Source organism: Pseudomonas sp. PDM04 (assembly GCF_014851765.1).
Classification (GTDB): domain Bacteria; phylum Pseudomonadota; class Gammaproteobacteria; order Pseudomonadales; family Pseudomonadaceae; genus Aquipseudomonas.
In genome coordinates this window covers 153033-179555 of the sequence record NZ_JACVAI010000003.1, presented here as the reverse complement: position 1 = coordinate 179555, position 26523 = coordinate 153033, and the positions used below count along the sequence as shown (strand labels likewise).

Here is a 26523-nt window from a genome sequence, read left to right as displayed (position 1 = left end):
ACTTTCCACGCAATTTGCCATTCAGGATCCACACCATGAACAAGACCCTCAACACTCTCTTCGGTGCCCTCTTGCTGACCGGCAGCGTCAGCGCGTTCGCCGCCTCCAGCGTCGACCTGACCGTCACCGGGATGATCACCCCGAGTGCCTGCGAACCCACCTTGTCCAGTGGCGGACTGGTGGATTACGGCAAGATTTCCGCGAAGGACCTGAACGCGGACCGGGAAACGCCATTGGCCGGCCAAACCCTGCAGTTCACGCTGATCTGCGACGCCCCCACACCGGTGGCCGTACAGGCCCAGGATAACCGCGCCGGCTCGTCCTCTCGCGAAGATGACTATTTCGGTCTGGGGAAGATCAACACCGACGAAAAACTCGGTTACATGACATTGCAACTGAGTTCCCCGGTGGCCGATGGCGTCACGGTCAGCACCATCGGTTCTGTCGACGGCGGTTCGACCTGGGCCAACGAACGCACCTTCTGGACCGACAACATGATCGCGGCGGCCGTGCCCGGCAGCCTGACCCCCCTGTCGCTGCAGCAGCTCAATGTCGACCTGCGGGTCTCGCCGTCCATCGCCCCCACCAACCAGCTCACCCTGACCAATGAAGTGTCCATCGACGGCTCCGTGACCCTGTCCGTGGTTTACCTGTGATCGCCCGATAACCCGAAGAGCGGCAGGCCTTCCTGACCGCTCTCACCTGCACCGTGCTGACAAGGATTTCAGACCGTTATGAAACTTGCGACTTCACACCTGCTGGCGATGCTTGGTCTGCTGAGCGTCGGGCCAATGGCGATGGCCGCCTCCGAGGTCGAGCTGAACGTGGTGGGCCAGATCACCCCGAACGCCTGCGACGTATTGCTCTCGGACGACGGCATTGTCGACCACGGCAAGGTGCCCGCCCGTACCCTCAATCAATACGAGCTGAGCCCGCTGCCAGGGCGGCAACTGGAGCTGCACGTAAGTTGCAACGAACCCTTGCTGTTCGTGCTCGTGGGCATGGATAACCGGGCCGACTCGTCACTGGGGCCCGGGTTCTACTACGGTCTGGGATGGAACGTCCACGCCCCGGAGGAACGCCTGGGCGCGGTGAGCCTGGCTTACCGCAATGCAATGGCCGATGGCGAACCCGCGCTGGTGCTGGCATCGAGCAACCAGGGCCTGACCTGGTTTCCGGAAACCAATGCCTACCCGAACAACTACATGGGTTTCGCCCGGCCCGGCACGCTGGTGCCCGAGCCTCATCGCCTGGTGACCGCGACCCTGCACATCAACACCTCGATCAACGCCGCGAGTTTCCTGACCCTGAATCAGGAAGTGCCGCTGGACGGCGCCATCGTGCTCGACCTGAGATACCTCTAGCCATGCTGACCTTTCCTTCCTCCCTAAAGGCGTTAACCATGAACCTTTTCCACAGCGCGCGGCGCCCGAGTTTCTGCGTGGGCATCCTGGCCTTTGTCCTCTGCGGTCAGGCACTGGCCGACGGCATGGTGCCCGACACCTCGGTGGTGATCGTCAACGAGGCCGACGGCGAGGCCTCGGTGTCGGTGACCAACACCGATAAGACCCTGGCCTTGCTGCACGTCACCCTCGAAGACATTCCCGAGGACAAGGACCCGCTGGTGTTTGTCACGCCGCCGCTGGCACGGGTCGAGCCATCCAAGAGCCAACTGGTGCGGTTCATCCTGCAGACGTCGGAGCCGTTGAAGACCCAGCGTCTGAAACGGGTGATCTTCGAAGGCATGCCGCAGGACCGTCCGCCGGCAGAAGCCGGGCATGCGCGGGTCGGTGTGACGGTGCGCCAGAACCTGCCGGTGATCTTGCACCCCAAGGGCCTGGCGCCCAACCGCACGCCGTGGACCGGGCTGACCTGGCGCCTGAAAGACAACCAACTGAGCGTGCACAACCCTTCACCCTACGTGGTGCGCCTGGCCCAGGAACTGACGCTGCTGCCCGGTAACGGCTCTGCCTTGCTGCCGCGCACCTATGTGCTGCCGGGCGAAACCCTGAGCGTGAGCGCCAATGGCGCGACCGGCACCGCCGTGCGATTGCAGCCGGCCACGGTGTACGGTTTTGCCGTGCCGCACTTCGAGGCCCCGATCGAATCCTGATACCACCACAACTGCGCGACGAAGGAACGCCAAGCGCCGAAGTTTCCGGGTGACGGTTTCAAGCCGTTACAACTCGCGTGCCTGACCCCCTCAGATCGGTCAGGCCGGCACAACCCAAGTGAACCCCATGAACACAGTATCTTCTTACCGTGATGGCGAAGCCGTGCCCGTTGTTCGCTGCGTACCCTATCGCCGCGCAGGCCGTCGGGCCCTTGCAGCCTTGCTCCTGGTCAACGCACTGACGGTGCTCGACGCCCACGGTGATCCGTTGTTGCTGGCACAGTTCGACACCAGCACGCTGCGCCAGCGCGGTATCGATCCGGCGCTGGCCAGCTTGCTGATGCAGGCGCCACGCTTTGCCGCCGGCCGGCATTCGGTGACGCTGAGCGTCAATGGCCAGCGTCAGGGCCGCGTCGACATCGCCTTCGATCGCCAGGGCGCGCTGTGCTTCGACCGCACCCTGCTCGACAAGGCCAACCTCACGGTGCCCGAGCACACCCTCGACGATGGCCGTTGTCATGATTTCCAGGGGGCCTGGCCGCAAACAGCCATCGAGCAGGACCCGGCCAACCTGGCCCTGGCGCTGATCGTTCCCACCGACGCCATTCGCCCGGCCGTGCGAGATGTGTCCGGCTATCAGACCGGTGGCTTCGCGGCGCTGATCAACTACGACGTGACGGGTCAGAACAGTCGCTTCGGCGATGATTCGAGCCGCTACGCATCGGCCAACACCGAGTTGGGTTTCAATGCCGGCGACTGGATCGTACGCAGCCGTCAGGTGCAGACCTGGCAGGACGATGTGTCCCGGACCACGCATATCGCGGCCTACGCGCAACGCACCTTCGCCGAATATGAAGCGGTGTTGCAGGCGGGTCAGATCAACCTCTACAACCCGGTGCTGGCCGGTGCGCAGATCACCGGCGTGCAGCTGCTCAACGAGCAGGCCCTGCAAGCCGAAGGGCAAAGTGCGGTCATCGAAGGCATCGCCAACAGCCAGGCGCAGGTCGAGGTGCGGCAGAACGGTTCGCTGATCTATTCCACCGTGGTGCCCGCCGGGCCGTTTGCCCTGAATAACGTTCGCCGCCTCAATAGCCGCTCGGACGTGGAAGTCACCGTCAAGGAAGAAGACGGCAGCGAACGCAGCTTCACCATCCCGGCTGCCCTGCTCGGCGTCGGCCTGCCCGCGCCGGGGTACTCGCTGGCGGCCGGCCATGTGCGGCGGGTGGGCGATGAACAGGGCGATGAACCCTGGGTGATCAGCGCTGGCTGGAGTGGCGCGTTGAATCCGCAGGTGCTGATCAGCGGCGGCATCACCGGAGCCGCCGACTATCGCGCGGCCGGGGCCAGCCTGGGCTTGCTGCCCACGCCCGATACGCAGCTCCAGGCGACACTGACCGGGGCGCAGGCCACCGGCAACGAATCCGGCAAGGGGCTGCAGGCCGACCTGACTGCGTCGCACCGGTTAAGCGATCAATGGGCACTCAATGCCGGCGGTTCCTACCGCACCCTGGGTTACCGCGAACTGGAAGACGCGGTGTTCGACAACACCAGCGACGACCGCAAATCCCGTTACCGCGACCAGCAAAGCCTGTCTCTGTCGTGGTCCCATCCGTGGCTGGGTGCCTTCAGCGGCGGCTTCAGCCAATCGAACTCATTCGATGGCCGGAACAGCAGCCGCGCCCTCGCGTCCTGGGGCACCAACATCGGCGCCGTGTCGGTATCGGCGACGGCGGAATGGCAACTCAGCGGGTCGAACCGCACCGGCGACAGCGTCTATGTGAACCTGAGCATTCCCCTGGGCGAAAACCGCCGGGCGCGCACCTGGGTGCGCAACACCGGTGGCGAGTACCGCAGTGGAGTGGGCGTCAGTGAGCAGATCAACGATCAACTGGCCTACCGGGTGGGTGTCGAGCACGACACCCGTGACAAGGAAGTGCAGTCCACGGCCGGCGTTTCGCTGCTGCCGCGCTACACCCAGCTGGACCTGAACTACACCCGCGCCGACGCCGAGCGCTCCAGCTACCAGGCCAGCGCCCGAGGCGGTGCGGTACTGCATGGCGGCGGCCTGACGCTGTCGCCCTACCCGATCAGCGACACCTTCGGCCTGCTCTCGGTGGGCGACATGGGCGCGATCAAGGTCTCGACCCCGAGCGGTCCGGTGTGGACCGACTGGCAAGGCCAGGCGGTGATCCCGCAGCTGTCGGCCTACGGCAAAAGTCCGGTGGAAGTCGATACCCGCACCCTGCCGCGCAATGCCGACATCAGCAACGGCCTGGCGGTGCTGTCCGCCGGACGCGGCGCGGTCGACAAGGTCGAGTTCGGCGTCACCCTGACCCGTCGCGCCCTGCTCAAGGTCACCACCGACAACGGCGCGGCGCTGCCCCGGGGCGCTTCGGTGAAAACCCGTGACGGTGAGTTCGTGACCCTGGTGCAGGAAGGCGGCCTGGTGTTCCTGCCCAACGCGCTCGACACCCGTGCGCTGTTGATCAATGCACCGGGGCTGGCGCCTTGCGAACTGCTTTTCGAGCTGCCGGCGGACGCCGACACCCATGCCTATTACGAAACCGCTCCCGCCAGATGCCGGGCGCTTTGAGGATGACACCCATGAACCTGTTCCGCTGCTTAATGGCCAGCCTGGTCGCCCTGGTGTTCACGCCACAGGCCTTGGCTTCGACCGACGACTGCCAGCTCAACCTGAGTCAGCCGGTGCTCGACTACGGCTTGATGAACCGGGCGATCCGCCCTGATTCGGCCCCCGAACGAAACCTCGGCGAGCGGCGTTTGAGCCTGAGCCTGAGTTGTGCAACCGCCACCGACCTGAGCCTGTTTTACCGGGCCATGGCCGCGACCGCCGAGCGCTTCCATTTTGCCGAGCGCGGCAGTTACCAGTTGCGCGTTCGTGATGCGGTGCTGGATGGCCGGTCGGTGGAACTCGGATTGATCGCCGGTGCCGGCCAGCCGCCCTCGGAAATCGCGTCGAGCCTGATCTGGCGGCCCGCACATGGCATTGCCCCGGTGCAGGCAGGCACGTCGTTGCAGGGTCGCACGCTCTCGGCCCAGGTCGAGGTGACGGCGTGGGTCCAGGAACAAGGGATGCACGTACGCGACGCAGTGACCTGGGAGGCTTCCGGGGTGTTCGACGCCATCGCCACCGGACGCAGCCGCGAGGCGACCCTGCGCGCGCGTTTCGCGCCGGCGGCTTGCGAACCGGGACTGTCCAACGGTGGCGTGGTGGATTTCGGCAACCTGACGATCAACGACCTCAGCGCCGACAAGCCCACACGCCTGCCACCGCGCTCATTGAACCTGCGTGTCGGCTGCGATGCCCCGACCGCATTCGCCTTGATCATGCATGACAACCGCGCCGGTTCGGCGACCATCGACAGCGACTTCCAGTACGGCCTCGGCACGGACGGTCGCCAGAACAAAATCGGCTTTTTCTCGCTGAACATCGACCCGGCCAACGCCAGCGCCGACAGCGTCGCCCGCCTCTATCGAACCGAGTCAACTGGCGGCGGTGCGGCGTGGAGCAGCGCGGGCGCCAATCCGATCGCCCTCGCCAAGACCCGTTACCTGAGTTTCACCGACCGCGCCGGCAGCCACGCGGGCCCGGCCATGATCCAGAACTTCAACGCCAGCGTGACCGTCGACGCCGTCGTTGCCCCCCTCAACAGCCTGGACATGAGCAACGCCATCGACCTCGATGGCGCGGGGACGATCGAGATTATTTACCTGTAACACGCCAGCCGCGCCGCGCTTACCCGCAAGACCCGGCTCGCTGGCAACGGACTTTTTATCAACCCTGGAAATGAGTAAGACAAATGAAAAAGTACCTCGCAACACTGTCGGCCACGGCCCTGATCGGCATGGCGCCGCATGTGCTGGCGGCTTCGAGCACCGACCTGAGCGTGACCGGCAAAATCACGCCAAATGCTTGCACGTTGAGCTTGTCCGGGGGCGGAATGATCGATATTGGCAAATTCTCGGCGGCGGATCTTGACCTCCACGTGAATACGGAAATAAGCAGAGACCCCCTGCAATTGACCATGGCGTGTGATGGCTCCACGCCCTTTGCCCTGAGATCAATCGATAACAAACACGGTACGGAATCAACCAGCGGCTGGTTTGGCCTGGGATTGAGCAACGCGGGAGAAAAACTCGGTTTTGTCTATGTCGGGATCAAACAGACCTCGGCAGATGGACAGGCGGCTCAGGCTATCAAGTCTGAGGATGAAGGCGTGTCCTGGTCGAAGGGCACCAGCCTGAACAAAACAGTGCTCGTATCGGCTGGCACTCCCGCAGACCAGGAAACCCCAATCATGGTGAAAGACCTCACCATGGATCTGGAAGTCAGTACGTTCATCGCGCCTTCCAAAACCCTGACATTGACCGACGAAACCATCCTTGATGCTTCCGCGACAATCGAAGTCGTGTACCGCTGAAGCCATGACCCACGCTTTTGTAGGAGCGAGCTCGCTCGCGAAAAATCCATGGCCGCCGCGTCGAACCAGACAGCGCGCGTCATCGTTGACGCCCATCGCGAGCAAGCTCGCTCCTACAGAGGCAAAATTTCAAATCGATGAGAACCTGGAAATGAAAAAGTACTTCGCAGCACTGACCGCCACCGCATTAATCGGCCTGGCGCCACATACACTGGCAGCTTCGAGCACGGATCTGAGCGTCACCGGCTCGATCATCCCGAGCGCCTGCCTGCCAACCCTGTCCGAAGGGGGTGTCGTCGAATACGGCAAGATTTCGTCGAAGGATCTGAATCAAACCACCGGCACCTACCTCGAAAAGCGCACCGTAATCCTGAGCGTCAAATGCGACGCGCCCCAGCGTTTTGCGCTCAAGGGCGTCGATAACCGTCTCGGTTCGAGCAACCTGGCATCGGCCTTCGGTCTCGGCAAAATCAATGGCAGCCAAAATCTGGGGCATTTCATGGTGTCGATGTTCAACGCGGTGGCCGATGGCGTGTCGGTCCTGCCGATCAAATCCAAGGACGGCCAAACCGGCTGGGAGGGCCATGTGTTCTGGATGCCGGGGGATTACGCCTCGGTGGCCGACAGGAGCGATACCAGCCAGCCGATCCTCGTTCAGGACGTTGCCATGGAGCTGGACATCGCCCCGTTCATCCTGCGCGCCGACGGCCTGGACCTGACCAATGAAGTCCAGATCGACGGTTCGGCCACGCTGGAAATGAATTACCTCTGAGCCGGACTCGCTCCCTCGGGGGCGCTTTTCAACGACATAAGGATGTGAAAAATGAAGCACTGCTTAGCAGCACTGACCGCCACCGCCCTGATCGGCCTCGCGCCTTCTGCGCTGGCGGCCTCGAGCACTGACCTGAGCGTCACCGGTGCCATCACCCCGGCGGCCTGTACCCCGAGCCTGTCGGATGGCGGGGTGATCGATCACGGAAAAATCTCGAAGAAAGACCTGAACGCGGCCACCTACACCAACATCGGCGTCCACACGATTCGCCTTTCCGTCAGCTGTGAGGCACCGGGTACTTTTGCCCTGCGCTCGATCGACAACAGGGCCGGGACCCCGTCGAACCGGGACTGGTATGGCCTGGGCAACACCCCGGCCAACGAAAAAATCGGCTTTGTCATTCCGATGATGAAAGGCGTCGTGGCGGACGGACAGCCGGCCCGGACCATCATTTCCTGGGACAACGGGGCCAGTTGGGGCGCTCATCACCACCTGCGTCCGAACATTCTCATCGCCGCCGGCTCACCCAGCGACACCACCACGCCGATGATCGCGCAAGACGTCGCTTTCGAGATCGACGTCTCTACCCATATCGCCGCCACCGACGGCCTCACGCTGAACGATGAAGTCAGCTTCGACGGTTCGGTGACTTTCGACATGACCTACTTCTGACACCGTCGCCGCTCGCACCGCAATCGGTGCGAGCGGCTCAGTGTCCGATCCAACACAAGGGACTTTCGCGAATGAACACTCACTTCGCCTTGCTCGTGCTCACTTTACTCGTCGGCGCCACGCCCGGCGCCCGCGCCGCCTCGACGGTGGACCTGACCGTCAAGGGACGGATCACCCCCATCGCGTGTACGCCCGCCCTGTCCAATAACGGCCTGGTGGATTACGGGAAAATTTCCTACAAAAGCCTGAGCGTCGACAAGCGTACGCAACTGCACGACAAGCACCTCGACTTCACCCTCCAGTGCAACGGTCCTGCGCGTTTCGCGTTGGTGATGCGCGACAACCGCGACGGCTCGGCCATCGTCAACAGCGAGATTTACTATGGACTGAACCACGACAGCCGGGGCAACAAGATCGGTTTGTACTCGCTGAATTTCGACCCGACGCAAACGGTGGTGGATGACCTGTCCCAGGTGTTTCGCACCGACTCCACCACGGGCGGCGTGGCCTGGAGTTCATCGAACAGCCGGCCGATCCCGATTGGCGCTCGAAGCTACCTGGGCTTTACCGACATCGCCGGCAGCAACGCCGGGCCGATCTTCATCCAGCACCTGACGAGTCGGGTGACCGTCGAAACCGTCATCGCCCCGACTTCCGAGCTGGACGTGAGCACCGACATCCAGCTCGACGGTTCGGCGACGCTGGATGTGGTGTACCTGTGAGTCAGACTTTTTCGCTGACCACCTGGACGTACAACGAGCGCCCGGCGCCGAGCCCCGCGATGATGGCGCCGAGGCCGATCACGCCGAAGATCCAGCCGACGGCGCTCCAGCCGCCGGTCCAGTCATGGACGATGCCGACCGCGAACGGACCCAGGGACGCCAGGGTGTAACCGAAGCCCTGGGCCATGCTCGACAGGTTCGCCGCGACGTGGGAATCGCGTGAACGCAGCACGATCAGGGTCAGTGCCAGACTGAAGGTGGCGCCCTGCCCCAGACCGAGCAGAATCGCCCAGCCCCACAGGCCTTCGATCGGCGCGTAGAGGCAACCGAACAGACCCCCGAGGGTCATCAGCATGACGATCACGATGGCCGGGCGTTGATCCTTGCCCCGGGTGGCCAGCCAGGGGGCGGCCAACGAACTGACCAGTTGCACGATTACCGAACCCGACAGCACCAGGCCGGCCTGGGTCGGGGTCAGGCCGCGACCGATCAGGATCGACGGCAACCAGCCGAAAACGATGTAGGCCAGAGACGATTGCAGGCCCATGTACGCGGTCACTTGCCAGGCCAAGCGGTCGCGCAACAAACCGCGCACCCGATAGGCCACGTTGTGCGCGCCGTGTTTCTGGCCAACTTGCGGCAGCCAGAACAGTACCGCGATCAACGCCGGCATCGCCCAGAAGCCCAGGCCCGACGCCCAGCTTTTATCGAAATGCTCGCTCAACGGTACGGTCGCACCGGCCGCCATGGCCGCGCCCAGGCACAGGGCCATGGTGTAGACACCGGTCATGGTCCCGGCCTGTTTCGGGAAGTCGCGCTTGACGATACCCGGCAGCAAAACGCCGATGATGCCGATGCTGGCACCTGCCAGCACGCTGCCGCCGAACAGGCCGATGGTGCCGAACGAGCTGCGCAGGATGATGCCGCCTGCCAGCGTCAACAGAATGCCCAGCACCACCCGCTCCGCGCCGAAACGCCGCGCCAGAACCGGTGCCAGCGGCGCAAACAGGCCCAGGCAAAGGACCGGCAACGTGGTCAGCAGACCGGCTTGCGCCGCCGACAACCCGAGGGTTCTCGACACGTCACTGAGCATCGGCGCCATGCTCGACAGCGCCGGACGCAGGTTCAACGCCACCAGAATCAGGCCCAGCAGCAACAACCACGGACGGCGCAGCAGCGGTTGGCTTTGCTGGACCTGTTCATCATCGGCCTCGGCGTCGATCAGCAGCTCGTCGAGTTCGGCCGTGCGTTTGGCGTCGGTGATCCGGGTAGGGCGACCCGCCAGGGTGTTCTCGTTTTCAAGGTTCATTGATCAACTGCCTCGACAGCGCTTTGGCCCGCTCCGGGTCCCGTTGTTCGACCGCATCGAGCAGTTCGATGTGCAGGTCGAACACTTCCTGGCGGCGCGGGGAAATGTTCAGGCAGTGGCGCAGTTGTGCGCCGACGACACTGGAGAAATAGCGATACAACTCGCTGAGGGTCGGGTTGTGAGCGGCGTCCACCAGGCGACGGTGGAACACCAGATCACAGGCGATGTAGGTGTCGAGATCACCGTGATAATGACGGCCACTGACCCCCAGTGCCTCGCGCAGGGCCACCAGGTCTTCGTCGGTGCGGCGCAAGGCCGCCAGGCCGATGGCTTCCACCTCGAGGATGTGCCGGGTTTCCCGCGCCTGTTCCTGGGAGCAGCGCGACAACGCCTTCACGGTGTCCAGCGGGTCGACCACCGCCCGCAGGTAGCTGCCGTCGCCCTGGCGAATCTCGATCAAGCCGGAAAACGCCAGCACGCGCATGGCTTCGCGCACGGTGTTGCGGCTGATGCCCAGTTCGGCAGACAGCTCGGGCTCGGTGGGCAAGCGCTGGCCAACGGTCCATGCACCTTCGGTAATGCGCAGACGCAGTTGTTCCAGGGCCTGATCGACCAGGGAACGTTTAATCAATGGGGAAATGTCTGACATGTGAATCGTTCTTTCGTCCAATCATAGGATGAATTTTCTGACATGTTAGTCAGCTTCAAGTCGGACGGCAACCGCCTAGGGTCAGATGGAGAAAAAACGAACGGGATTTTCGATTGGTCAAAATTACCCTTTGAGGGTAATTTCAGGAGCAGGGTCAAGGTTTTTCATGGAAAAGAACACGCCCCATTACGACTTGGCAGTGATCCAGACTGCAAAGCAAAGCATTTACCCTGACCGCTCGCGAGGGTGGTCGAAAAATGATGTTGAACCTCCATCAAATGATCCGGACCGTTTGTTTGTTGGAGAATAGAATGCTGTACAAATCGATGACGACTTATGCCGATCATCGAGTTTGGCAAGACGTGTACCACACGACCTACGAGGACCGGGAGATTTACATCAAAGTGACTTACCGCACCAACGGAGGCCACCCGATCATCTCCTTCAAGGAGAGAAACCAATGAAAACACAGCAATGCGTCAGCTGCGGTACCCACGATGGCATGCATTACTTTGCCGGCCGTTCATTTACGATCGACTGCAAACAAATGGCAAGGCAGATACACAACATTGCCGGATGGGAATGCCAGGTGTGCGGTGAAATCGAATTCGATCACGACACTGACAGCGCCGAGCGCTATTCAGAGGCCAGCGACAAACTGCTTGTGGATGGCTTGCAGATCATGGGCAGTGAAGTGCGGCGCATCCGCCGCAAGTTGCAGCTCACTCAAAAAGACGCGGTCAAGTGGCTGTCCGGTGGCGGGCACAATGCCTTTTCCCGCTACGAGCGCGGCGAGCTCGCCCCTCCACAACCCCTGTTCATCCTGATGCGCCTGCTGGATCGTCATCCTCATTTGCTCGCTGAAGTACAGGCGCTGAACGATGGCGCTGACCTGAGGCAATTGCTGGCAGCACGGTTCCCAGAAGTGGAGAGCGTACTGACTTCCTGATCCCGGCTACCCGATAAAGACATCGCGAGACGCCAAAAGGCCTACAGGTCCGTCGGCAAAATTCATCGCGTCCAAAGGTGATTTCTCACTGCCCTGACGAGTCAGAACCGACATCCGCAACAGACACAAAGCAGCAGACTTTCTGACATTGAGCGCGGGTGCTCTTGCCCGCGCGCCCACAGCCAATGGGATCAGCCAATGGAAGAAGTCAATTTCGGCAGGAAACACAGCCGCCCGTTTTTTCTGGAAAAAAATCGCCAACTGCTCGCCGTACGCGGTGAAGCCGGGCGCCCGCTCGCGACGACACTGTGCTGCGAAACCGCCTGTCAGGCGCTGGCCGACAGTGAGTTGCTGCTGCACGTCGAGGACGCCGACGTGCAGGTCTTCAAGTTACCGGATCAAGCCGATGCCACGCACTGCAAGGCGTTACTGCGCGAGTTGCCGGACGTGCGCTTCGCCGGCAGCGTGCTGGTGGATCCACACACCCAGGATCCGGTTCTGTACACCGAAAACATTTTCCTGAAGTTCATCGATCAGCTCACGCCGACGCAGTGCCTGGTGATTCTCGATGCGTTGAATCTGCGCATCAAACAGCAAGTGCCCTACGCCACAAATGCTTTCTTCGTCCATCACCCCCACTGTCGCGGCACGCAAGTCTGCTCATTCGCCCTGCAACTGCTGGACCGTGAAGACGTCGAGTACTGCCACCCCGAAATCCTGCGCCAGGGACAGCGCCGGGCGATCCATGACAACCAGTGGCACCTGAAGAAAACCACCGTGACCTATCAGGTCGAGATCGATGCCAGTGCCAGCGTCGAGGCCGCTCACGCACTGGCCCAGGGCGAAGGCGTGGTGATTGCGATCATCGACGATGCCTTTGATATCGACCACCCCGAATTTGCCGGACCGGGCAAGATCATCGGCGCGCAAAACTTTGATCGGCGTAACGCGGCGCGTGGGCCACGCCCCAAAAATGCGCTTGAACGCCACGGCACCGCTGCCGCCGGTGTGGCATGTGCCAATGGTGAAGTCGGTGCGAGCGGCGTAGCCCCCCGGGCCAGCCTCATGCCGCTGAAACTGACCAGACCCCTGGGTGCGAAGGCCGAGGCGGACGCGTTTTTCTGGGCAGCGGAACAGGGTGCCGACATCATTTCCTGCAGCTGGGGCCCGGCCGAAGGGCACTGGGCCGACCCGACCGATCCGAGGCACACCCAGGTGTTCGCGCTGGCCGCCAGCACCCGGCTGGCCATTGAATATGCGGCAACCAAGGGCCGATCGGGTAAAGGCTGTGTGATTTTCTTTGGTGCGGGTAACGGCAACGAGAGCCTGGACAACGACGGTTACGCCAGCCACCCGATGGTAATTGCGGTGGGGGCTTGCAATGACCAGAGTCGGCGCAGTGCCTACAGCGATTTCGGCAAAGCCCTGTGGTGCTGTTTCCCCAGCGGGGATCAGCCACACCCGGATCCGAAGTTCAAACCCGCCACTTCGAACCCACAGACCCGAGGCATTCGAACCACGGATTTGAGCGGCAAGTTTGCCGACCCGATCAGCCCGGCGTACACCGAATCCTTCAGCGGCACGTCCAGTGCCTGCCCCGGCGCAGCCGGTGTGGCCGCCCTGATACTGAGCGCCAACCCGGCACTGGACCGCGAGTCGGTGCGCCAGATTCTTGCTCAATGCTGCGACAAAATCGGTCACGCCGACGATGGCCCTCCCGGTCAATACGATCAGGACGGTCACAGTCACTACTACGGCCACGGTCGTCTCAACGCCCTGCGAGCCGTGCAAATCGCGCGTGCACGCCTGCAGGAGCAAGCAGGCTCGCCCCTACAGGAAGGGCTCACGAAAACCGGGCAAAAATAAACCCGGAACCAGGTCCGGGTTTATGTCACTGCCGAGCGGCGATCAGTGCAGGATCTGGCTCAGGAACAGCTTGGTGCGATCGTTCTGCGGGTTGTCGAAGAAGTCGTTCGGCGCGGCCTGTTCGACGATTTCACCCTTGTCCATGAAGATCACGCGGTTGGCTACCGTGCGGGCGAAACCCATTTCGTGGGTCACGCAGAGCATGGTCATGCCGTCTTCGGCCAGGCCGATCATGGTGTCCAGCACTTCTTTCACCATTTCCGGGTCGAGGGCCGACGTCGGTTCGTCGAACAGCATGATTTTCGGTTTCATGCACAGCGCACGGGCAATCGCCACACGCTGCTGCTGACCGCCGGACAGTTGCCCCGGGTACTTGTGCGCCTGCTCCGGAATGCGAACGCGCTCCAGGTAGTGCATGGCGATTTCCTCGGCCTTGCGCTTGGGCATCTTGCGCACCCACATCGGCGCCAGCGTGCAGTTCTGCAGGATGGTCAGATGGGGGAACAGGTTGAAGTGCTGGAACACCATGCCGACTTCACGGCGGATCGCTTCGATCTGCTTGAGGTCGTTGGTCAGCTCCACACCATCGACCACGATGCGGCCCTGCTGGTGCTCTTCCAGACGGTTGAGGCAGCGAATGGTGGTGGATTTGCCGGAACCCGACGGGCCGCAGAGGACGATTCGCTCGCCCTGCTTGACGTTCAGGTTGATGTCTTTCAGCACGTGGAACTGGCCGTACCACTTGTTCACGCCCTGCATCTGAATAATGCCTTCAGGGCTCACCGGCTGTTTGATTGCTTCGCTCATTACAAAACTTCCTAAATTGGGTAGCGACTTAGCGCTTGTGGCCAGTGTCGAGCTTGCGTTCCAGATGCATGGAATAGCGCGACATACCAAAACAGAAAATCCAGAACACCAGGGCCGCGAACACGTAGCCTTCTGTGGCCATGCCCAGCCATTTCGGGTCGGCAGCCGCTTGCTTGACGCTGTTGAGCAGGTCGAACAGGCCGATGATGATCACCAGGCTGGTGTCCTTGAACAGGGCAATGAAGGTGTTGACGATGCCAGGGATCACCATCTTCAGGGCTTGTGGCAGGATCACCAGGCCCATGCTGCGCCAGTAACCGAGGCCCATGGCTGCGGCGGCTTCGTACTGCCCCTTGGGGATCGCCTGCAGGCCACCGCGCACCACTTCGGCGACGTAGGCCGACTGGAACAGGATCACGCCGATCAGGGCCCGCAGCAGTTTGTCGAAGTTCATGCCTTCGGGCAGGAACAGCGGCAGCATCACCGACGACATGAACAGCACCGTGATCAACGGCACGCCGCGCCAGAACTCGATGAAGGTCACGCAGACCACGCGAATCGCCGGCATGTTCGAACGTCGACCCAACGCCAGGACAATCCCCAGCGGCAAGGCACCGGCGATACCCACAGTGGCAATCACCAGCGTCAGCATCAGGCCGCCCCACTGGCTGGTCGCCACCTGGGTCAGGCCGAAGACGCCGCCGTGCAGCAGGCACCAGGCGATGATCGGGTACAGCACCAGGAAGCCCAGGCCATAGACCGCTTTGCGCGGGAAGCGCGAGATGAACAGCGGCGCTGCGCCGAGCACCGCCAGCCAGACGGTCAGGTCTACGCGCCAGCGCAGTTCCGGCGGGTAGTAGCCGTACATGAACTGCCCCAGGCGCTGTTGGATGAACACCCAGCAGGCGCCCTCCTTGGTGCAGTCGGCGCGGGTGGTGCCGACCCAGTTGGCGTCGATGATCGCCCACTGCAGGATCGGTGGAACCACCAGGTAGATCAGGTAGAACGCGAACAGGGTCAGCAGGGTGTTGAGCCAGCTGGAGAACATGTTCGCGCGCATCCACGCCACCACACCGATGCTGCTGCTCGGTGGTGGCATGTCAGGTTTGAAAGTATGCGTACTCATGCGCTTTTCCTTACCGCTCAATCAGCGCAATGCGCTTGTTGTACCAGTTCATCAGCAGGGAAATGCTGATACTGATCGTCAGGTACACGCTCATGGTGATGGCAATCACTTCGATCGCCTGCCCGGTCTGGTTCAACACGGTGCCGGCGAACAGCGAAACCATTTCCGGATAACCGATACCGGCTGCCAGCGACGAGTTTTTCACCAGGTTGAGGTACTGGCTGGTCAACGGCGGAATGATCACACGCAGGGCTTGCGGGATGATCACCTTGCGCAGGGTCGGACCGTTGCGCAGGCCGAGCGAGTGCGCCGCCTCGGTCTGGCCGTGGCTGACCGACTTGATGCCCGAACGCACGATCTCGGCGATGAACGCCGCGGTGTACACGGTCAGCGCCAGGGTCAGGGCCAGCAGTTCCGGGATCAACACCCAGCCACCGACGAAGTTGAAGCCCTTGAGCACCGGCATTTCCCAGTGCACCGGCGCGCCGAAGATCAGGGCGCACAGCGCCGGGATCACCAGGAACAGGGCCAGACCGACCCAGAACTTGTGGAACGGCTCGCCGGTGGCCTCGAAGCGCTTGTTGGCCCAGCGGCTCATCAGCACGATGGCCACGATGGCCACCACGACGCTGACCACGAACGGCCAGAAACCTTCCGCTGCCAGCGCTGCGGGCATGTTCAGGCCACGGCTGCTGACGAAGAAGGTGTCGCCGAAGTTGTGACTGTTGCGCGGCCCCGGCATGGTCAGGAAGACCGCGAAGTACCAGAACAGGATTTGCAGCAGCGGCGGGATGTTACGGAAAACCTCGACGTACACGGTCGCCACTTTGGCGATGATCCAGTTCTTCGACAGTCGGGCTACGCCGATGATGAAGCCGAGGATGGTTGCCAGGAACACGCCGATGAAGCTCACCAGCAAGGTATTGAGCAGGCCGATGACAAACACCCGGGCATAGCTGTCCGCTTCGGTGTAGTCGATCAGGTGCTGGGCGATGCCGAAACCGGCACTGCGCTCCAGAAAGTCAAAACCGGAGGTGATGCCCCGGTGCTGAAGGTTGGTCTGGGTATTGTCGAAGAGGTACCAGCCCATCGAGACCACCGCAATGATGGTGATGATCTGGAAGAGCCACGCACGCACTTTTGGATCGCTGAGGCTGAACCTCTGCTTTGGTGCGCCGATAGAATTTTGCATGAAGTGCCCCGCAAATAATGGAACAGAACATCACCCGGCAGTTGGCCTGCCGGGTGATAGAACCATCAGCGCACTGGTGGTGCGTATTGAATGCCGCCGTTGTTCCACAGCGCGTTCAGGCCGCGGTCGATTTCCAGCGGAGTGCTCTTGCCGAGGTTTTTCTCGAACACTTCACCGTAGTTGCCGACCTGCTTGACGATCTGCACGACCCAGTCTTTCTTCACTTTCAGGTCTTTGCCGTATTCACCGTCGGCACCCAGCAGACGAGCGACGTCCGGGTTCTTGGTGGACTTGGCTTCAGCTTCGACGTTCTTCGACGTCACGCCAGCCTCTTCAGCGTTGAGCATGGCGTAGCCAACCCAGCGCACGATGGCCAGCCATTCGTCGTCACCGTTACGCACGACCGGGCCCAGGGGCTCCTTGGAGATGGTTTCCGGCAGAACCACGTAGTCTTTCGGCGCGGCCAGCTTGCTGCGCTGGGCGAACAGCTGGGACTTGTCGGAGGTCAGTACGTCGCAACGACCGGATTCCAGCGACTTGGCGCTTTCGTCGGAGGTGTCGAAAGTGATCGGGGTGTACTTCAGGCCGTTGGCGCGGAAGTAGTCCGAAACGTTCAGCTCGGTGGTGGTACCGGCCTGGATGCAGATGGTCGCGCCATCCAGCTCTTTGGCGCTTTTCACGCCCAATTTGCTGTTGGCCAGGAAGCCGATGCCGTCGTAGTAGGTAATGAAGCCAGGGAATTTCAGACCCATGCCGGCGTCACGGGAGCTGGTCATGGTGGTGTTGCGCGACAGGATGTCGATTTCGCCCGACTGCAGCGCGGTGAAGCGCTCTTTGGCGTTCAACTGACTGAACTTGACCTTGGTCGCATCGCCGAACACGGCAGCAGCCACGGCGCGGCAGTAGTCAGCATCGATACCGACGATCTTGCCGGTGGAATCCGGAACCGAGAAGCCTGGCAGACCATCGCTGACGCCACACTGCACGAAACCTTTCTTCTGCACTGCATCCAGGGTTGCACCCGCCTGAGCGAACCCGCTGACGCCGAGTACTGCGGCTGCAGTCACGACGGCCAGGGTGGATTTCAACATCTTCATTCAAACCTCCAGTTTTGCTCTTGTTGTGTCGGAGCGTGAATCCTGTCGCACCCTTTTGAGGCGTTGTTGACCCGTGTTGGCTTCTTTTGGGATCAACCGACGTAGAGACCGCGCTATGAGTCTAGTAGGAGAAAATCCACAGAATGGATCACTCACTTCTCACCAATCGGCCGAACGGGCTGTAGCCCTTTCACGTTCGCTAAGCCCGAGTCGGCCATTGGCGAACATCCATCACCGGATTTATTGCTATCCCACCAGGAACAATGGCCTGATAGTGTTACCGACAGGCGTGGGATTATTCATACGAGTGTTTGTATAGCAAAGCCCGTACCAGACCGACCGCCGAAGCACTTCGCTGACAGGTCAATAGCCAAACTTTCAGCCTTGCGACATCTTCGTAACTGATCAACCAGACGCGCACTCCGATCACGCACCCATTGAGAGCGCACGCACAGAAATGGAGCAACCATGACCGAGCCCCTGATTCTTGAACCCGTCAAGCCCGCAGATGCCTGCGTCATCTGGCTTCACGGCCTGGGCGCCGACCGCTACGACTTCCTGCCGGTGGCCGAAGCCCTGCAGGAAAGCCTGCTGACCACGCGCTTCGTCCTGCCCCAGGCACCGACCCGCGCCGTGACCATCAACGGCGGCTACGAGATGCCAAGCTGGTACGACATTCTGGCCATGAGCCCGGCACGGGCGATCAGCCGCGAGCAACTTGAAGCGTCGGCGCAACGGGTCATTGAATTGATCGAAACTCAACGCGCCAGCGGAATAGACGCCTCGCGGATCTTCCTGGCAGGTTTTTCCCAAGGTGGCGCCGTGGTGTTACACACCGCGTTTGTGAAATGGCAGGGCCCGCTGGGTGGCGTACTTGCCCTCTCCACCTACGCGCCCACTTTCAATGACGAACTGGAACTCTCCGCCAGCCAACAGCGTATTCCGGTCATCTGCTTGCACGGGCAGTACGACGACGTAGTGCAAAACGCCATGGGTCGTAGCGCGTACGAGTATCTAAAGCTCCATGGTGTCACCGTGACATGGCAGGAATACCCAATGGGGCACGAAGTGTTACCCGAGGAGATTCGCGACATCGGCGTCTGGCTGGCCCAACGCCTGCGCTGACACTGGCGTAAAACCGCCCATTGATCCCTCCCACTACGCCGCGCCCGATTCTTGCATTACACTGGCCGGCACTTAACCTATTGATGAGATGACCGTGCTCAAAGCACTCAAGAAAATGTTCGGTAAAGGCGAGGCTGAGCAGCTCGCATCCACCTCCAGCGCGGCGTCTCATGCCCCCGCCCAGCGCACCGACGATCAGCGACCTGAGCGCACCGCCGCCGAACCGGCGGCGAAACGCGCGCCCAAGGCGGCACCGGCTATCGTCGCTGCCGAAGCCAACCCGGCACCGCTCGGCGAAGTCGCGAAACCTGCCAGGCCGCGCCGCGAACCCAAGCCGAAAGCACCGGTCATCCCCTGGAAACTCGAGGACTTCGTCGTCGAACCCCAGGAAGGCAAAACCCGCTTCCACGATTTCAAGCTCGCCCCGGAACTGATGCACGCGATCCAGGACCTGGGCTTCCCGTACTGCACGCCGATCCAGGCCCAGGTGCTGGGCTTCACCCTCGCGGGCAAGGACGCCATCGGCCGCGCCCAGACCGGCACCGGCAAAACCGCAGCCTTCCTGATTTCGATCATCACCCAGCTGCTGCAGACCCCGCCGCCGAAAGAGCGCTACATGGGCGAGCCGCGGGCACTGATCATTGCGCCGACCCGCGAACTGGTGGTGCAGATCGCCAAGGACGCCGCCGACCTCACCAAGTACACCGGCCTCAATGTCATGACGTTTGTCGGCGGCATGGACTTCGACAAGCAGCTCAAGCACCTCGAAGCCCGTCACTGCGACATCCTCGTCGCGACGCCGGGTCGCCTGCTCGATTTCAACCAGCGTGGCGACGTGCACCTGGACATGGTCGAAGTCATGGTGCTGGACGAAGCCGACCGCATGCTCGACATGGGCTTCATCCCGCAGGTGCGCCAGATCATTCGCCAGACCCCGCCTAAGGCCGAGCGTCAGACCCTGCTGTTCTCCGCGACCTTCACCGAAGACGTGATGAACCTGGCCAAGCAATGGACCACCGACCCGGCGATCGTCGAAATCGAAGTCACCAACGTGGCCAGCGAAAACGTCGAGCAGCACATCTATGCCGTGGCCGGTGCCGACAAGTACAAACTGCTCTACAACCTGGTCAACGACAACGGTTGGGAACGGGTGATCGTGTTTGCCAACCGCAAGGACGAAGTCCGGCGTATCGAAGAGCGCCTGGTGCGCGACGGCATCAACGCCGCGCAACTGTCCGGCGACGTGCCGCAGCACAAACGCATCAAGACCCTGGAAGGCTTCCGCGAAGGCAAGATTCGCGTACTGGTGGCCACGGACGTCGCCGGTCGCGGCATTCACATCGACGGCATCAGCCACGTGATCAACTTCACCCTGCCGGAAGTCCCGGACGATTACGTGCACCGGATCGGCCGTACCGGTCGCGCCGGCGCCGATGGCGTGTCCATCAGTTTTGCCGGTGAAGACGACTCCTACCAGCTGCCGTCCATCGAGGCGCTGCTCGGTAAAAAGATCAGTTGCGAAACCCCGCCGACCCACCTGCTGCGAGCGGTCGAGCGCAAACGTCCATAACCACGATCTGCTGAAGAAAGGCGCAGCCGGAAACGGACTGCGCTTTTTTTTCGCCCGGCTTTTTCGTCAGTGCTTGCGGAGCATATTTAAAAGTCCATAATAGACAAATTAGTTTATCAGCGCCCGGAGCCGACCATGTCCAGCACCCCTTACGTGATCAACCAATCCCAGGCTCGCGAGCGATTGGCGCAACTCGACGTACCGCTGATCCTGCGCAAGCTGTTCCGCGACCTGGCAGCCGGGCAGGCGGTGCAACCGGCGCAGCAACTGGTGGAATTTCCCCAGGGCGTCGGGGACTTCATCAACTACCTGGGAGTACTGGCCGAAGACGGGGTCTACGGGGTGAAAACCTCGCCCTACATCGTGCGCGAACAAGGCCCGCTGGTGACCGCCTGGACCTTGCTCATGTCGATGCAGACCGGCCAGCCGCTGCTGCTGTGCGATGCCGGCGAGCTGACCACCGCCCGCACGGCCGCCACCACCGCCGTGGCCGTGGACGCCCTCGCGCCATTGAACGCCCGACGCCTGGCGATCATTGGCAGCGGCAAGGTGGCCCAGGCCCATGTGCATTACATCAAAGGCCTGCGCGACTGGCAGAGCCTGCGCCTCTATTCGCCGGGCCTGAGAGAAAGTGGCGCCGAGGAACGGGCTCGAATCCAGGGCCTCGACCCGCGCCTGACCCTCGCCGACAGTCGCGAAGCCGCCATCGAGGACGCCGACGTGATCCTGCTGTGCACCTCGTCCGCCGGTCCGGTGATCGACCCGTCCAGCCTGAGCAAACCGGCGCTGATCACCTCCATCAGCACCAACGCGCCGCGCGCCCATGAGGTGCCGCCGGCGAGCCTCAATGACATGCAGGTATTCTGCGACTACCGCCTGACCACGCCGGGGTCGGCCGGTGAAATGCTGATTGCCGGCGAACAGCATGGCTGGGACGCCCGCGCCATCGTGGGCGACCTGCCCGAGGTGCTCAGCGGCAAGGTGCAACGCCCCGACTACGAGCGCACAGTGTTTTTCCGCTCGATCGGCCTGGGCCTGGAAGACATCGCGCTGGCCAACGCCATTTACCGGATTCAGCACGCACATTGACCCTGTGGGAGCGAGCCTGCTTGCGATTACATGGGGTCAGTCAACCTCAATGTTGAACGATGGATCGCAATCGCGAGCAGGCTCGCTCCCACAGGGGTTCATCCATACTCAGGGCACAGGAGACCCACATGAACCAGGCAGACTTCATCATCATCGGCGGCGGGATTGCGGGCGCCTCCACCGGTTTCTGGCTGTCGCAACAGGCGCGTGTGATCGTACTCGAACGCGAATCCCATCCGGCCTATCACTCCACCGGACGTTCGGCCGCGTTGTACACCGCCGCCTACGGCACACCGCAGGTTCGCGCACTGACCCTGGCCAGCCGCGACTTCTTCGACACCCCGCCCGCAGGTTTCTGCGAACACCCGCTGCTGACCCCGCGCGGGGAAATGACCGTGGACTTCACCGGTGACCCGGCCGAGCTGAACAATCAATACCTGAGCGCCAAGGCCACGGTGCCGCAGATGCAACTGCTCAGCGCCGAAGAAGCCTGCACGCGACTGCCGATCCTGCGCCGGGAAAAGGTCCACGGCGCGATCTACGACCCGACCGCCAGCGACATCGACACCGATGCCCTGCACCAGGGTTACCTGCGCGGCATCCGCCGCAACCAGGGCGAAGTGCGCACCGACTGCGAAGTGCAGCGTCTGACCCGCGATGCCCAGGGCCTATGGCAGGTCGAGACCTGCGCCGGCACCTTCAGCGCGCCCGTCATCATCAACGCCGCCGGCGCCTGGGCCGACAAGGTCGGGGAACTGGCCGGCGCCCGGCCAATGGGCCTGCAACCCAAGCGCCGCGCCGCCTTCATCTTCGCCGGCCCCGAAGGCCTGGACATGCACCACTGGCCGATGCTGGTCAGCCTCGACGAGTCCTTCTACATGAAACCCGACGCTGGCATGTTCCTCGGCTCCCCGGCCAACGCCGACCCGGTGGCCCCCCACGACGTGCAGCCCGAAGAGCTGGACATCGCCATGGGCATCTACCAGATCGAGGAAGCCACCACCCTGACCATTCGCCGCCCGACCCGCACCTGGGCCGGCCTGCGCAGCTTCGTGTCCGACGGCGATCTGCTCTCGGGTTTCGATCCGCAGGTGCCGGGGCTGTTCTGGGTCGCGGCGCAAGGCGGTTACGGCATCCAGACGTCGCCCGCCATGGGCCAGGCCAGCGCCGCCCTGGTGCGCGGCGAACCATTGCCCGAGGCGCTGACACGCTTCGGCCTCGACGCCGGAATGCTCTCCCCCGCGCGCCTGGACCGGTCGCCTGCTCAGTGACGTGTCGAGCCGATTGCGGCACACTTCCAGCGCCCGTTTGCAGGGCGCTGACCGCTGCCTGGAGCTCCACCGTATGAACGCACCTGTTAAAGACCCGGCCCTGGATAACTTCCGCGCGATCGCCGATGCCATCGCCACGTTGTTCTTCCCCCACGCCGAGGTGGTGCTGCACGACCTGCGCACGCAAAAGATCGACTACATCGCCAACAACCTGTCCAAACGCGAAGTGGGCGATGATGCCGCGCTGGAAGACATGCTCAGCGATGACATGAGCGAGCGAAACATCGGGCCGTACGAAAAGTTGAATTGGGATGGTCAGAAGATCCGCAGCCTGAGCAGCGTCCTGCGCGACAGCAACGGTCACCCGCTGGCGGTGCTGTGCATCAACCTGAATATTTCGCTGTTCGAAAACGCCAAGGCGGCGCTGGACCTGTTCCTGTCGCCGAGCAAGCTGATTCCGCAACCGGACTCATTGTTTCGTGACGACTGGCAGGAACGGATCAACACCTTCCTCCATAGCTGGCTGCGCGAACGGCAGTTGAGCCTGAACATGCTGACCCGCGATCACAAACGTGAGCTGGTGCTGGCCCTGCATGCCGAAGGCGCCTTCAAAGGCAAAAGCGCCTCCCACTACGTCGCCAATGTCCTGAACATGGGACGGGCAACGGTGTACAAGCATTTGAAGGAATTGAAAGGCTGACAATCAACCTGTGGGAGCGAGCAGGCTCGCTACCACAGGTGTTGATCGGCAGGGCAGCCGGGGGGTTATTCCAACGCCGAAGCCGGGCCGAAGAACTCATAACGGCTTTGCTTCTCCGGCACGCCCAGCGCCTTGAGGTGACGCTTGATCGCCGCCATGAAGCCCTTCGGCCCCAGGAAGTAGGCATCCACATCGCGGTGCTCCGGCATCCACTCGGCCAGTTGCTCTTCGCTCAACAACCCGACCTTGTGCGCCGCCGGGCTGACGCCGTCATCTTCGGCATAGCAGTAGAAGCGCTGCAGTTGCGGGTGACGCTCGGCCAGATCGTCGATCCAGTCACGGAAGGCGTGCACGCTGCCATTGCGCGCGCAGTGGATGAAGTGCACCGGCCGTTCGGTTTTCAGCGCCGCTTCGAGCATGGCCAGGGTCGGCGTGATACCCACGCCGCCACTGATCAGCACCAGCGGCTTGTCGCTTTCGGTGAGGGTGAACTCACCCGATGGCGGGAACAACTGGATGCTGTCGCCGACATGCAACTGATCGTGCAGGTGGTTGGAAGCGCGACCGTTCGGCTCGCGCTTGACGCTGATGCGGTAGTGCTTGCTGTTGGACAGGGACGACAGGGAGTAGTTACGACGAATCTCTTCGCCATCCAGGAACAGTTGCATGCCGATGTACTGGCCAGGTTCCGAGGCCAGGATCGGGCCCTTGTCCGCCGGTTCGAAGTAGAACGAGACGATTTCCGAACTCTCCTGGACCTTGTCGGCCACGATGAACTCCCGCGCCCCGCGCCAGCCGCCCGGCGCCTGTTCTTTCTGGTCGTAGATGCTGGTTTCGGCACCGATCAGGATATCGGCCAGTTGACCATAGGCTGCCGCCCAGGCGCTCATCACCTGTGGCGTGGCAATCTCTTCGCCCAGCACTTCGGAAATCGCGCGCAGCAGGCAGGTGCCGACAATCGGGTAGTGTTCCGGCAGGATCTGCAGGGCCACGTGCTTGTTGATGATCTTGGCCACCAGATCGCCCAGTTGATCCAGTTGATCGATGTGGCGCGCGTACATCAGCACGCCGTTCGCCAGGGCGCGGGGTTGGTCACCGCTGGCCTGGTGGGCCTGGTTGAACAACGGACGCACTTGCGGGTACTCGGACAGCATCATGCGGTAGAAATGGGTGATCAACGCCTCGCCGCCGCTTTCCAGCAGTGGCACGGTGGACTTGATGATTGCACGATCTTGAACGCTCAGCATAAGGTGACTCCTCGGCCACTTGGTTTCTAATAGGTCACCCTGTGTTTATCAGTTTCCGTGCCAGTTATTTATTCGTTGTAAATCAATACGTTGATAACTTTATAGTCATATCGACAGCGCCTGGCTTATAGTCATCCGGACTACATGGAGTCACTATGACTGCAAAATCCCTGCTCACCACACTCCTGCCGCTGGTCTCCGACCTGTCCCGCGAACTGCCCGAGGGCGAGCGTTATCGACGCCTGCTCGAAGCCATGCGCGCGCTGCTGCCGTGTGACGCCGCCGCGTTGCTGCGCCTCGATGGTGAATGGCTGGTGCCACTGGCCGTCGACGGCCTGAGCACCGACACCCTGGGCCGGCGCTTCAAGGTCAGCGAGCACCCGCGCTTCGAAGCGCTGCTCAGCAGCCACGGGCCGACCCGCTTCGCCGCCAACAGCGAGCTGCCCGACCCCTATGACGGGCTGGTCGATGGACTCGATGATCACCTGGAAGTCCACGACTGCATGGGTTGCCCGCTGTTTATCGACGAGCGCCCGTGGGGTTTGCTGACCCTCGACGCCCTTGACCCGCAGGCCCGCGAACCGGTCGAACTGGATGCCCTGCAAGCCTTCGCCAGCCTGGCCGCCGCCACGGTCAATGCCGCCGAACGCATCGAACGCCTGGCCAACCGCGCCGAAGACGAACATCAGCGTGCCGAGCTGTACCGCCAGGCCAGCGGCCAGCAAAACCGCGAATTGATCGGCCAGAGCAAGGCCCACAAGCGGTTGGTGGAAGAAATCAGCCTGGTGGGCGGCAGCGACCTGACCGTGTTGATCACCGGCGAAACCGGGGTCGGCAAGGAGCTGGTGGCCCAGGCCATCCACGCCGCCTCGCCCCGGGCCGACAAACCGATCATCAGCCTCAACTGCGCGGCGCTGCCGGACACGCTGGTGGAAAGCGAACTGTTCGGTCACGTGCGCGGCGCCTTCACCGGCGCCACCAGCGACCGGCGTGGCAAATTCGAACTGGCCAATGGCGGCACACTGTTTCTCGACGAGGTCGGCGAGCTGTCGCTGACCGTGCAGGCCAAATTGCTGCGCGTGCTGCAAAGCGGCCAGTTGCAACGCCTGGGCTCGGACAAGGAGCATCAGGTCGACGTGCGGCTCATCGCCGCCACCAACCGCGACCTCGCCGAAGAAGTGCGCAGCGGCCGTTACCGGGCCGACTTCTATCACCGCCTGAGCGTTTACCCGTTGCTGGTGCCGGCCCTGCGCGATCGTGGCCGGGACGTGCTGTTGCTCAGCGGTTTCTTCCTCGAGCAGAACCGTTCGCGCATGGGCCTCAACAGCCTGCGCCTGACCAGCGAAGCGCAGGCGGCTTTGCTGGCGTACGACTGGCCGGGCAACGTGCGCGAGCTGGAGCACCTGATTGGCCGCAGCGCCCTCAAGGCCCTGGGCAATTGCCGGGAGCGGCCGAAGATCCTCAGCCTCGGCGCCGAGAACCTGGACCTGCCCAACGCCAGCGTTGAAATGGCTGACGAGCCGTCCACCGTCGTCCCGGCGGCGCTGGTGACCGGTGACTTGCGCGAGGCCACCGAACGCTATCAACGCCAGTTGATCAACGCCTGCCTGGAGCGCCACCACAACAACTGGGCGAGTGCGGCGCGGGAGATGGGCCTGGACCGCGCGAACCTGGGACGGATGGCCAAGCGACTGGGCATCAAGTGATCACGTTCCTGTGGGTGCGAGCCTGCTCGCGATGGCGTCACATGCTGCGCGGAGTTTCTGGGGACCTCGCGTAATCGTTGCGGACCATCGCGAGCAGGC

The 26523-nt window shown here is 62.4% G+C and carries 24 protein-coding genes and 1 pseudogene; 18 read left to right on the top strand and 7 right to left on the bottom strand.

Going from position 1 to position 26523, the window contains the following annotated elements; translation table 11 throughout:
• Nucleotides 1–35: 35 nt before the first annotated feature.
• The 9 genes from IB249_RS12860 (at nt 36) to IB249_RS12820 (ending at nt 8721) form a co-directional block, all read left to right on the top strand.
• A complete protein-coding gene (locus IB249_RS12860; protein WP_192305186.1) occupies nt 36–656 on the top strand; it encodes a DUF1120 domain-containing protein in 621 nt (206 codons plus the stop codon).
• A gap of 78 nt (nt 657–734) precedes the next feature.
• Nucleotides 735–1364: a DUF1120 domain-containing protein gene (locus IB249_RS12855; protein ID WP_192305184.1), complete on the top strand. Its 630-nt coding sequence runs from the start codon at nt 735–737 to the stop codon at nt 1362–1364.
• Nucleotides 1365–1402: 38 nt separating this feature from the next.
• Nucleotides 1403–2113, top strand: coding sequence for a fimbria/pilus chaperone family protein (locus IB249_RS12850; RefSeq protein ID WP_192305182.1), 711 nt, complete (start codon nt 1403–1405; stop codon nt 2111–2113).
• A gap of 127 nt (nt 2114–2240) precedes the next feature.
• Nucleotides 2241–4706, top strand: coding sequence for a fimbria/pilus outer membrane usher protein (locus tag IB249_RS12845; RefSeq protein ID WP_192305180.1), 2466 nt, complete (start codon nt 2241–2243; stop codon nt 4704–4706).
• Between the two features lie 11 nt (nt 4707–4717).
• Nucleotides 4718–5851: a DUF1120 domain-containing protein gene (locus IB249_RS12840; protein ID WP_192305178.1), complete on the top strand. Its 1134-nt coding sequence runs from the start codon at nt 4718–4720 to the stop codon at nt 5849–5851.
• 83 nt (nt 5852–5934) lie between these two features.
• Nucleotides 5935–6555, top strand: coding sequence for a DUF1120 domain-containing protein (locus IB249_RS12835; RefSeq protein ID WP_192305176.1), 621 nt, complete (start codon nt 5935–5937; stop codon nt 6553–6555).
• A 151-nt stretch (nt 6556–6706) separates the two neighbouring features.
• The gene (locus tag IB249_RS12830) at nt 6707–7327 is read left to right on the top strand and encodes a DUF1120 domain-containing protein (protein WP_192305174.1); all 621 of its coding nucleotides are present in this window, start codon (nt 6707–6709) and stop codon (nt 7325–7327) included.
• A gap of 51 nt (nt 7328–7378) precedes the next feature.
• Nucleotides 7379–7999 (top strand): DUF1120 domain-containing protein, encoded by a 621-nt coding sequence (locus tag IB249_RS12825; protein WP_192305172.1) that lies wholly within the window; start codon nt 7379–7381, stop codon nt 7997–7999.
• A gap of 71 nt (nt 8000–8070) precedes the next feature.
• On the top strand, nt 8071–8721 hold the full coding sequence (locus IB249_RS12820; protein WP_192305169.1) for a DUF1120 domain-containing protein: 651 nt from the start codon (nt 8071–8073) through the stop codon (nt 8719–8721).
• A gap of 1 nt (nt 8722) precedes the next feature.
• Here the strand turns inward: IB249_RS12820 and IB249_RS12815 are convergent, their stop codons facing one another.
• A complete protein-coding gene (locus IB249_RS12815; protein ID WP_192305167.1) occupies nt 8723–10030 on the bottom strand; it encodes a CynX/NimT family MFS transporter in 1308 nt (435 codons plus the stop codon).
• Nucleotides 10020–10679, bottom strand: coding sequence for a FadR/GntR family transcriptional regulator (locus IB249_RS12810; protein WP_192305165.1), 660 nt, complete (start codon nt 10677–10679; stop codon nt 10020–10022). The genes IB249_RS12815 and IB249_RS12810 overlap by 11 nt, the downstream gene beginning before the upstream one ends.
• Before the next feature lie 166 nt (nt 10680–10845).
• Between IB249_RS12810 and IB249_RS12805 the strand changes: the two are divergent.
• From IB249_RS12805 to IB249_RS12795, 3 genes and pseudogenes are all read left to right on the top strand, one after another.
• Nucleotides 10846–11143, top strand: a pseudogene (locus tag IB249_RS12805) (type II toxin-antitoxin system MqsR family toxin).
• Nucleotides 11140–11628, top strand: coding sequence for a type II toxin-antitoxin system MqsA family antitoxin (locus tag IB249_RS12800; protein ID WP_192305163.1), 489 nt, complete (start codon nt 11140–11142; stop codon nt 11626–11628). The pseudogene IB249_RS12805 and the gene IB249_RS12800 overlap by 4 nt, the downstream one beginning before the upstream one ends.
• 198 nt (nt 11629–11826) lie before the next feature.
• Nucleotides 11827–13494, top strand: a complete 1668-nt coding sequence (locus IB249_RS12795; RefSeq protein WP_192305161.1) for a S8 family peptidase — start codon at nt 11827–11829, stop codon at nt 13492–13494.
• A 42-nt stretch (nt 13495–13536) separates the two neighbouring features.
• Here the strand turns inward: IB249_RS12795 and IB249_RS12790 are convergent, their stop codons facing one another.
• The 4 genes from IB249_RS12790 to IB249_RS12775 all read right to left on the bottom strand — a co-directional run bounded on the left by IB249_RS12790 (nt 13537) and on the right by IB249_RS12775 (nt 17716).
• Nucleotides 13537–14301, bottom strand: a complete 765-nt coding sequence (locus IB249_RS12790; RefSeq protein ID WP_003178331.1) for an amino acid ABC transporter ATP-binding protein — start codon at nt 14299–14301, stop codon at nt 13537–13539.
• Between the two features lie 28 nt (nt 14302–14329).
• Nucleotides 14330–15427, bottom strand: a complete 1098-nt coding sequence (locus IB249_RS12785; RefSeq protein WP_192305159.1) for an amino acid ABC transporter permease — start codon at nt 15425–15427, stop codon at nt 14330–14332.
• Nucleotides 15428–15437: 10 nt separating this feature from the next.
• The gene (locus IB249_RS12780) at nt 15438–16619 is read right to left on the bottom strand and encodes an amino acid ABC transporter permease (RefSeq protein ID WP_192305157.1); all 1182 of its coding nucleotides are present in this window, start codon (nt 16617–16619) and stop codon (nt 15438–15440) included.
• A gap of 65 nt (nt 16620–16684) precedes the next feature.
• Nucleotides 16685–17716: an amino acid ABC transporter substrate-binding protein gene (locus tag IB249_RS12775; protein WP_192305155.1), complete on the bottom strand. Its 1032-nt coding sequence runs from the start codon at nt 17714–17716 to the stop codon at nt 16685–16687.
• A 468-nt stretch (nt 17717–18184) separates the two neighbouring features.
• Here IB249_RS12775 and IB249_RS12770 point away from each other — a divergent pair, with 468 nt between their 5' ends.
• The 5 genes from IB249_RS12770 (at nt 18185) to IB249_RS12750 (ending at nt 23471) form a co-directional block, all read left to right on the top strand.
• On the top strand, nt 18185–18841 hold the full coding sequence (locus tag IB249_RS12770; protein ID WP_192305153.1) for an alpha/beta hydrolase: 657 nt from the start codon (nt 18185–18187) through the stop codon (nt 18839–18841).
• 88 nt (nt 18842–18929) lie between these two features.
• A complete protein-coding gene (gene rhlB, locus IB249_RS12765; protein ID WP_192305151.1) occupies nt 18930–20411 on the top strand; it encodes an ATP-dependent RNA helicase RhlB in 1482 nt (493 codons plus the stop codon).
• Between the two features lie 135 nt (nt 20412–20546).
• Nucleotides 20547–21500: an ornithine cyclodeaminase family protein gene (locus tag IB249_RS12760; protein ID WP_192305149.1), complete on the top strand. Its 954-nt coding sequence runs from the start codon at nt 20547–20549 to the stop codon at nt 21498–21500.
• A 128-nt stretch (nt 21501–21628) separates the two neighbouring features.
• Nucleotides 21629–22771, top strand: a complete 1143-nt coding sequence (locus IB249_RS12755; protein ID WP_192305147.1) for an NAD(P)/FAD-dependent oxidoreductase — start codon at nt 21629–21631, stop codon at nt 22769–22771.
• A gap of 73 nt (nt 22772–22844) precedes the next feature.
• Complete coding sequence (locus IB249_RS12750) at nt 22845–23471, top strand: transcriptional regulator (RefSeq protein ID WP_192305145.1); 627 nt, start codon at nt 22845–22847, stop codon at nt 23469–23471.
• Nucleotides 23472–23536: 65 nt separating this feature from the next.
• Here IB249_RS12750 and hmpA read toward each other — a convergent pair whose 3' ends face one another.
• Nucleotides 23537–24718, bottom strand: a complete 1182-nt coding sequence (hmpA, locus tag IB249_RS12745; RefSeq protein WP_192305143.1) for an NO-inducible flavohemoprotein — start codon at nt 24716–24718, stop codon at nt 23537–23539.
• A 155-nt stretch (nt 24719–24873) separates the two neighbouring features.
• On the opposite strand from hmpA, the gene norR reads away from it, so the two are divergent.
• Nucleotides 24874–26424 carry a nitric oxide reductase transcriptional regulator NorR gene (gene norR / locus IB249_RS12740; protein WP_192305141.1) on the top strand — a complete coding sequence of 517 codons (1551 nt, stop codon included), beginning with the start codon at nt 24874–24876 and terminating at the stop codon, nt 26422–26424.
• Nucleotides 26425–26523 lie beyond the last annotated feature (99 nt).

Coding starts and splice junctions, on each gene's coding strand:
- IB249_RS12810 (WP_192305165.1), bottom strand. CDS start 10,679: ATGTCAGACATTTCCCCATTGATTAAACGTTCCCTGGTCGATCAGGCC.
- IB249_RS12815 (WP_192305167.1), bottom strand. CDS start 10,030: ATGAACCTTGAAAACGAGAACACCCTGGCGGGTCGCCCTACCCGGATC.
- IB249_RS12795 (WP_192305161.1), top strand. CDS start 11,827: ATGGAAGAAGTCAATTTCGGCAGGAAACACAGCCGCCCGTTTTTTCTG.
- IB249_RS12755 (WP_192305147.1), top strand. CDS start 21,629: ATGAACCAGGCAGACTTCATCATCATCGGCGGCGGGATTGCGGGCGCC.
- IB249_RS12840 (WP_192305178.1), top strand. CDS start 4,718: ATGAACCTGTTCCGCTGCTTAATGGCCAGCCTGGTCGCCCTGGTGTTC.
- IB249_RS12790 (WP_003178331.1), bottom strand. CDS start 14,301: ATGAGCGAAGCAATCAAACAGCCGGTGAGCCCTGAAGGCATTATTCAG.
- IB249_RS12835 (WP_192305176.1), top strand. CDS start 5,935: ATGAAAAAGTACCTCGCAACACTGTCGGCCACGGCCCTGATCGGCATG.
- IB249_RS12770 (WP_192305153.1), top strand. CDS start 18,185: ATGACCGAGCCCCTGATTCTTGAACCCGTCAAGCCCGCAGATGCCTGC.
- hmpA (WP_192305143.1), bottom strand. CDS start 24,718: ATGCTGAGCGTTCAAGATCGTGCAATCATCAAGTCCACCGTGCCACTG.
- IB249_RS12845 (WP_192305180.1), top strand. CDS start 2,241: ATGAACACAGTATCTTCTTACCGTGATGGCGAAGCCGTGCCCGTTGTT.
- IB249_RS12820 (WP_192305169.1), top strand. CDS start 8,071: ATGAACACTCACTTCGCCTTGCTCGTGCTCACTTTACTCGTCGGCGCC.
- IB249_RS12780 (WP_192305157.1), bottom strand. CDS start 16,619: ATGCAAAATTCTATCGGCGCACCAAAGCAGAGGTTCAGCCTCAGCGAT.
- rhlB (WP_192305151.1), top strand. CDS start 18,930: ATGACCGTGCTCAAAGCACTCAAGAAAATGTTCGGTAAAGGCGAGGCT.
- IB249_RS12830 (WP_192305174.1), top strand. CDS start 6,707: ATGAAAAAGTACTTCGCAGCACTGACCGCCACCGCATTAATCGGCCTG.
- IB249_RS12760 (WP_192305149.1), top strand. CDS start 20,547: ATGTCCAGCACCCCTTACGTGATCAACCAATCCCAGGCTCGCGAGCGA.
- IB249_RS12800 (WP_192305163.1), top strand. CDS start 11,140: ATGAAAACACAGCAATGCGTCAGCTGCGGTACCCACGATGGCATGCAT.
- IB249_RS12825 (WP_192305172.1), top strand. CDS start 7,379: ATGAAGCACTGCTTAGCAGCACTGACCGCCACCGCCCTGATCGGCCTC.
- IB249_RS12750 (WP_192305145.1), top strand. CDS start 22,845: ATGAACGCACCTGTTAAAGACCCGGCCCTGGATAACTTCCGCGCGATC.
- IB249_RS12850 (WP_192305182.1), top strand. CDS start 1,403: ATGAACCTTTTCCACAGCGCGCGGCGCCCGAGTTTCTGCGTGGGCATC.
- IB249_RS12855 (WP_192305184.1), top strand. CDS start 735: ATGAAACTTGCGACTTCACACCTGCTGGCGATGCTTGGTCTGCTGAGC.
- IB249_RS12785 (WP_192305159.1), bottom strand. CDS start 15,427: ATGAGTACGCATACTTTCAAACCTGACATGCCACCACCGAGCAGCAGC.
- norR (WP_192305141.1), top strand. CDS start 24,874: ATGACTGCAAAATCCCTGCTCACCACACTCCTGCCGCTGGTCTCCGAC.
- IB249_RS12860 (WP_192305186.1), top strand. CDS start 36: ATGAACAAGACCCTCAACACTCTCTTCGGTGCCCTCTTGCTGACCGGC.
- IB249_RS12775 (WP_192305155.1), bottom strand. CDS start 17,716: ATGAAGATGTTGAAATCCACCCTGGCCGTCGTGACTGCAGCCGCAGTA.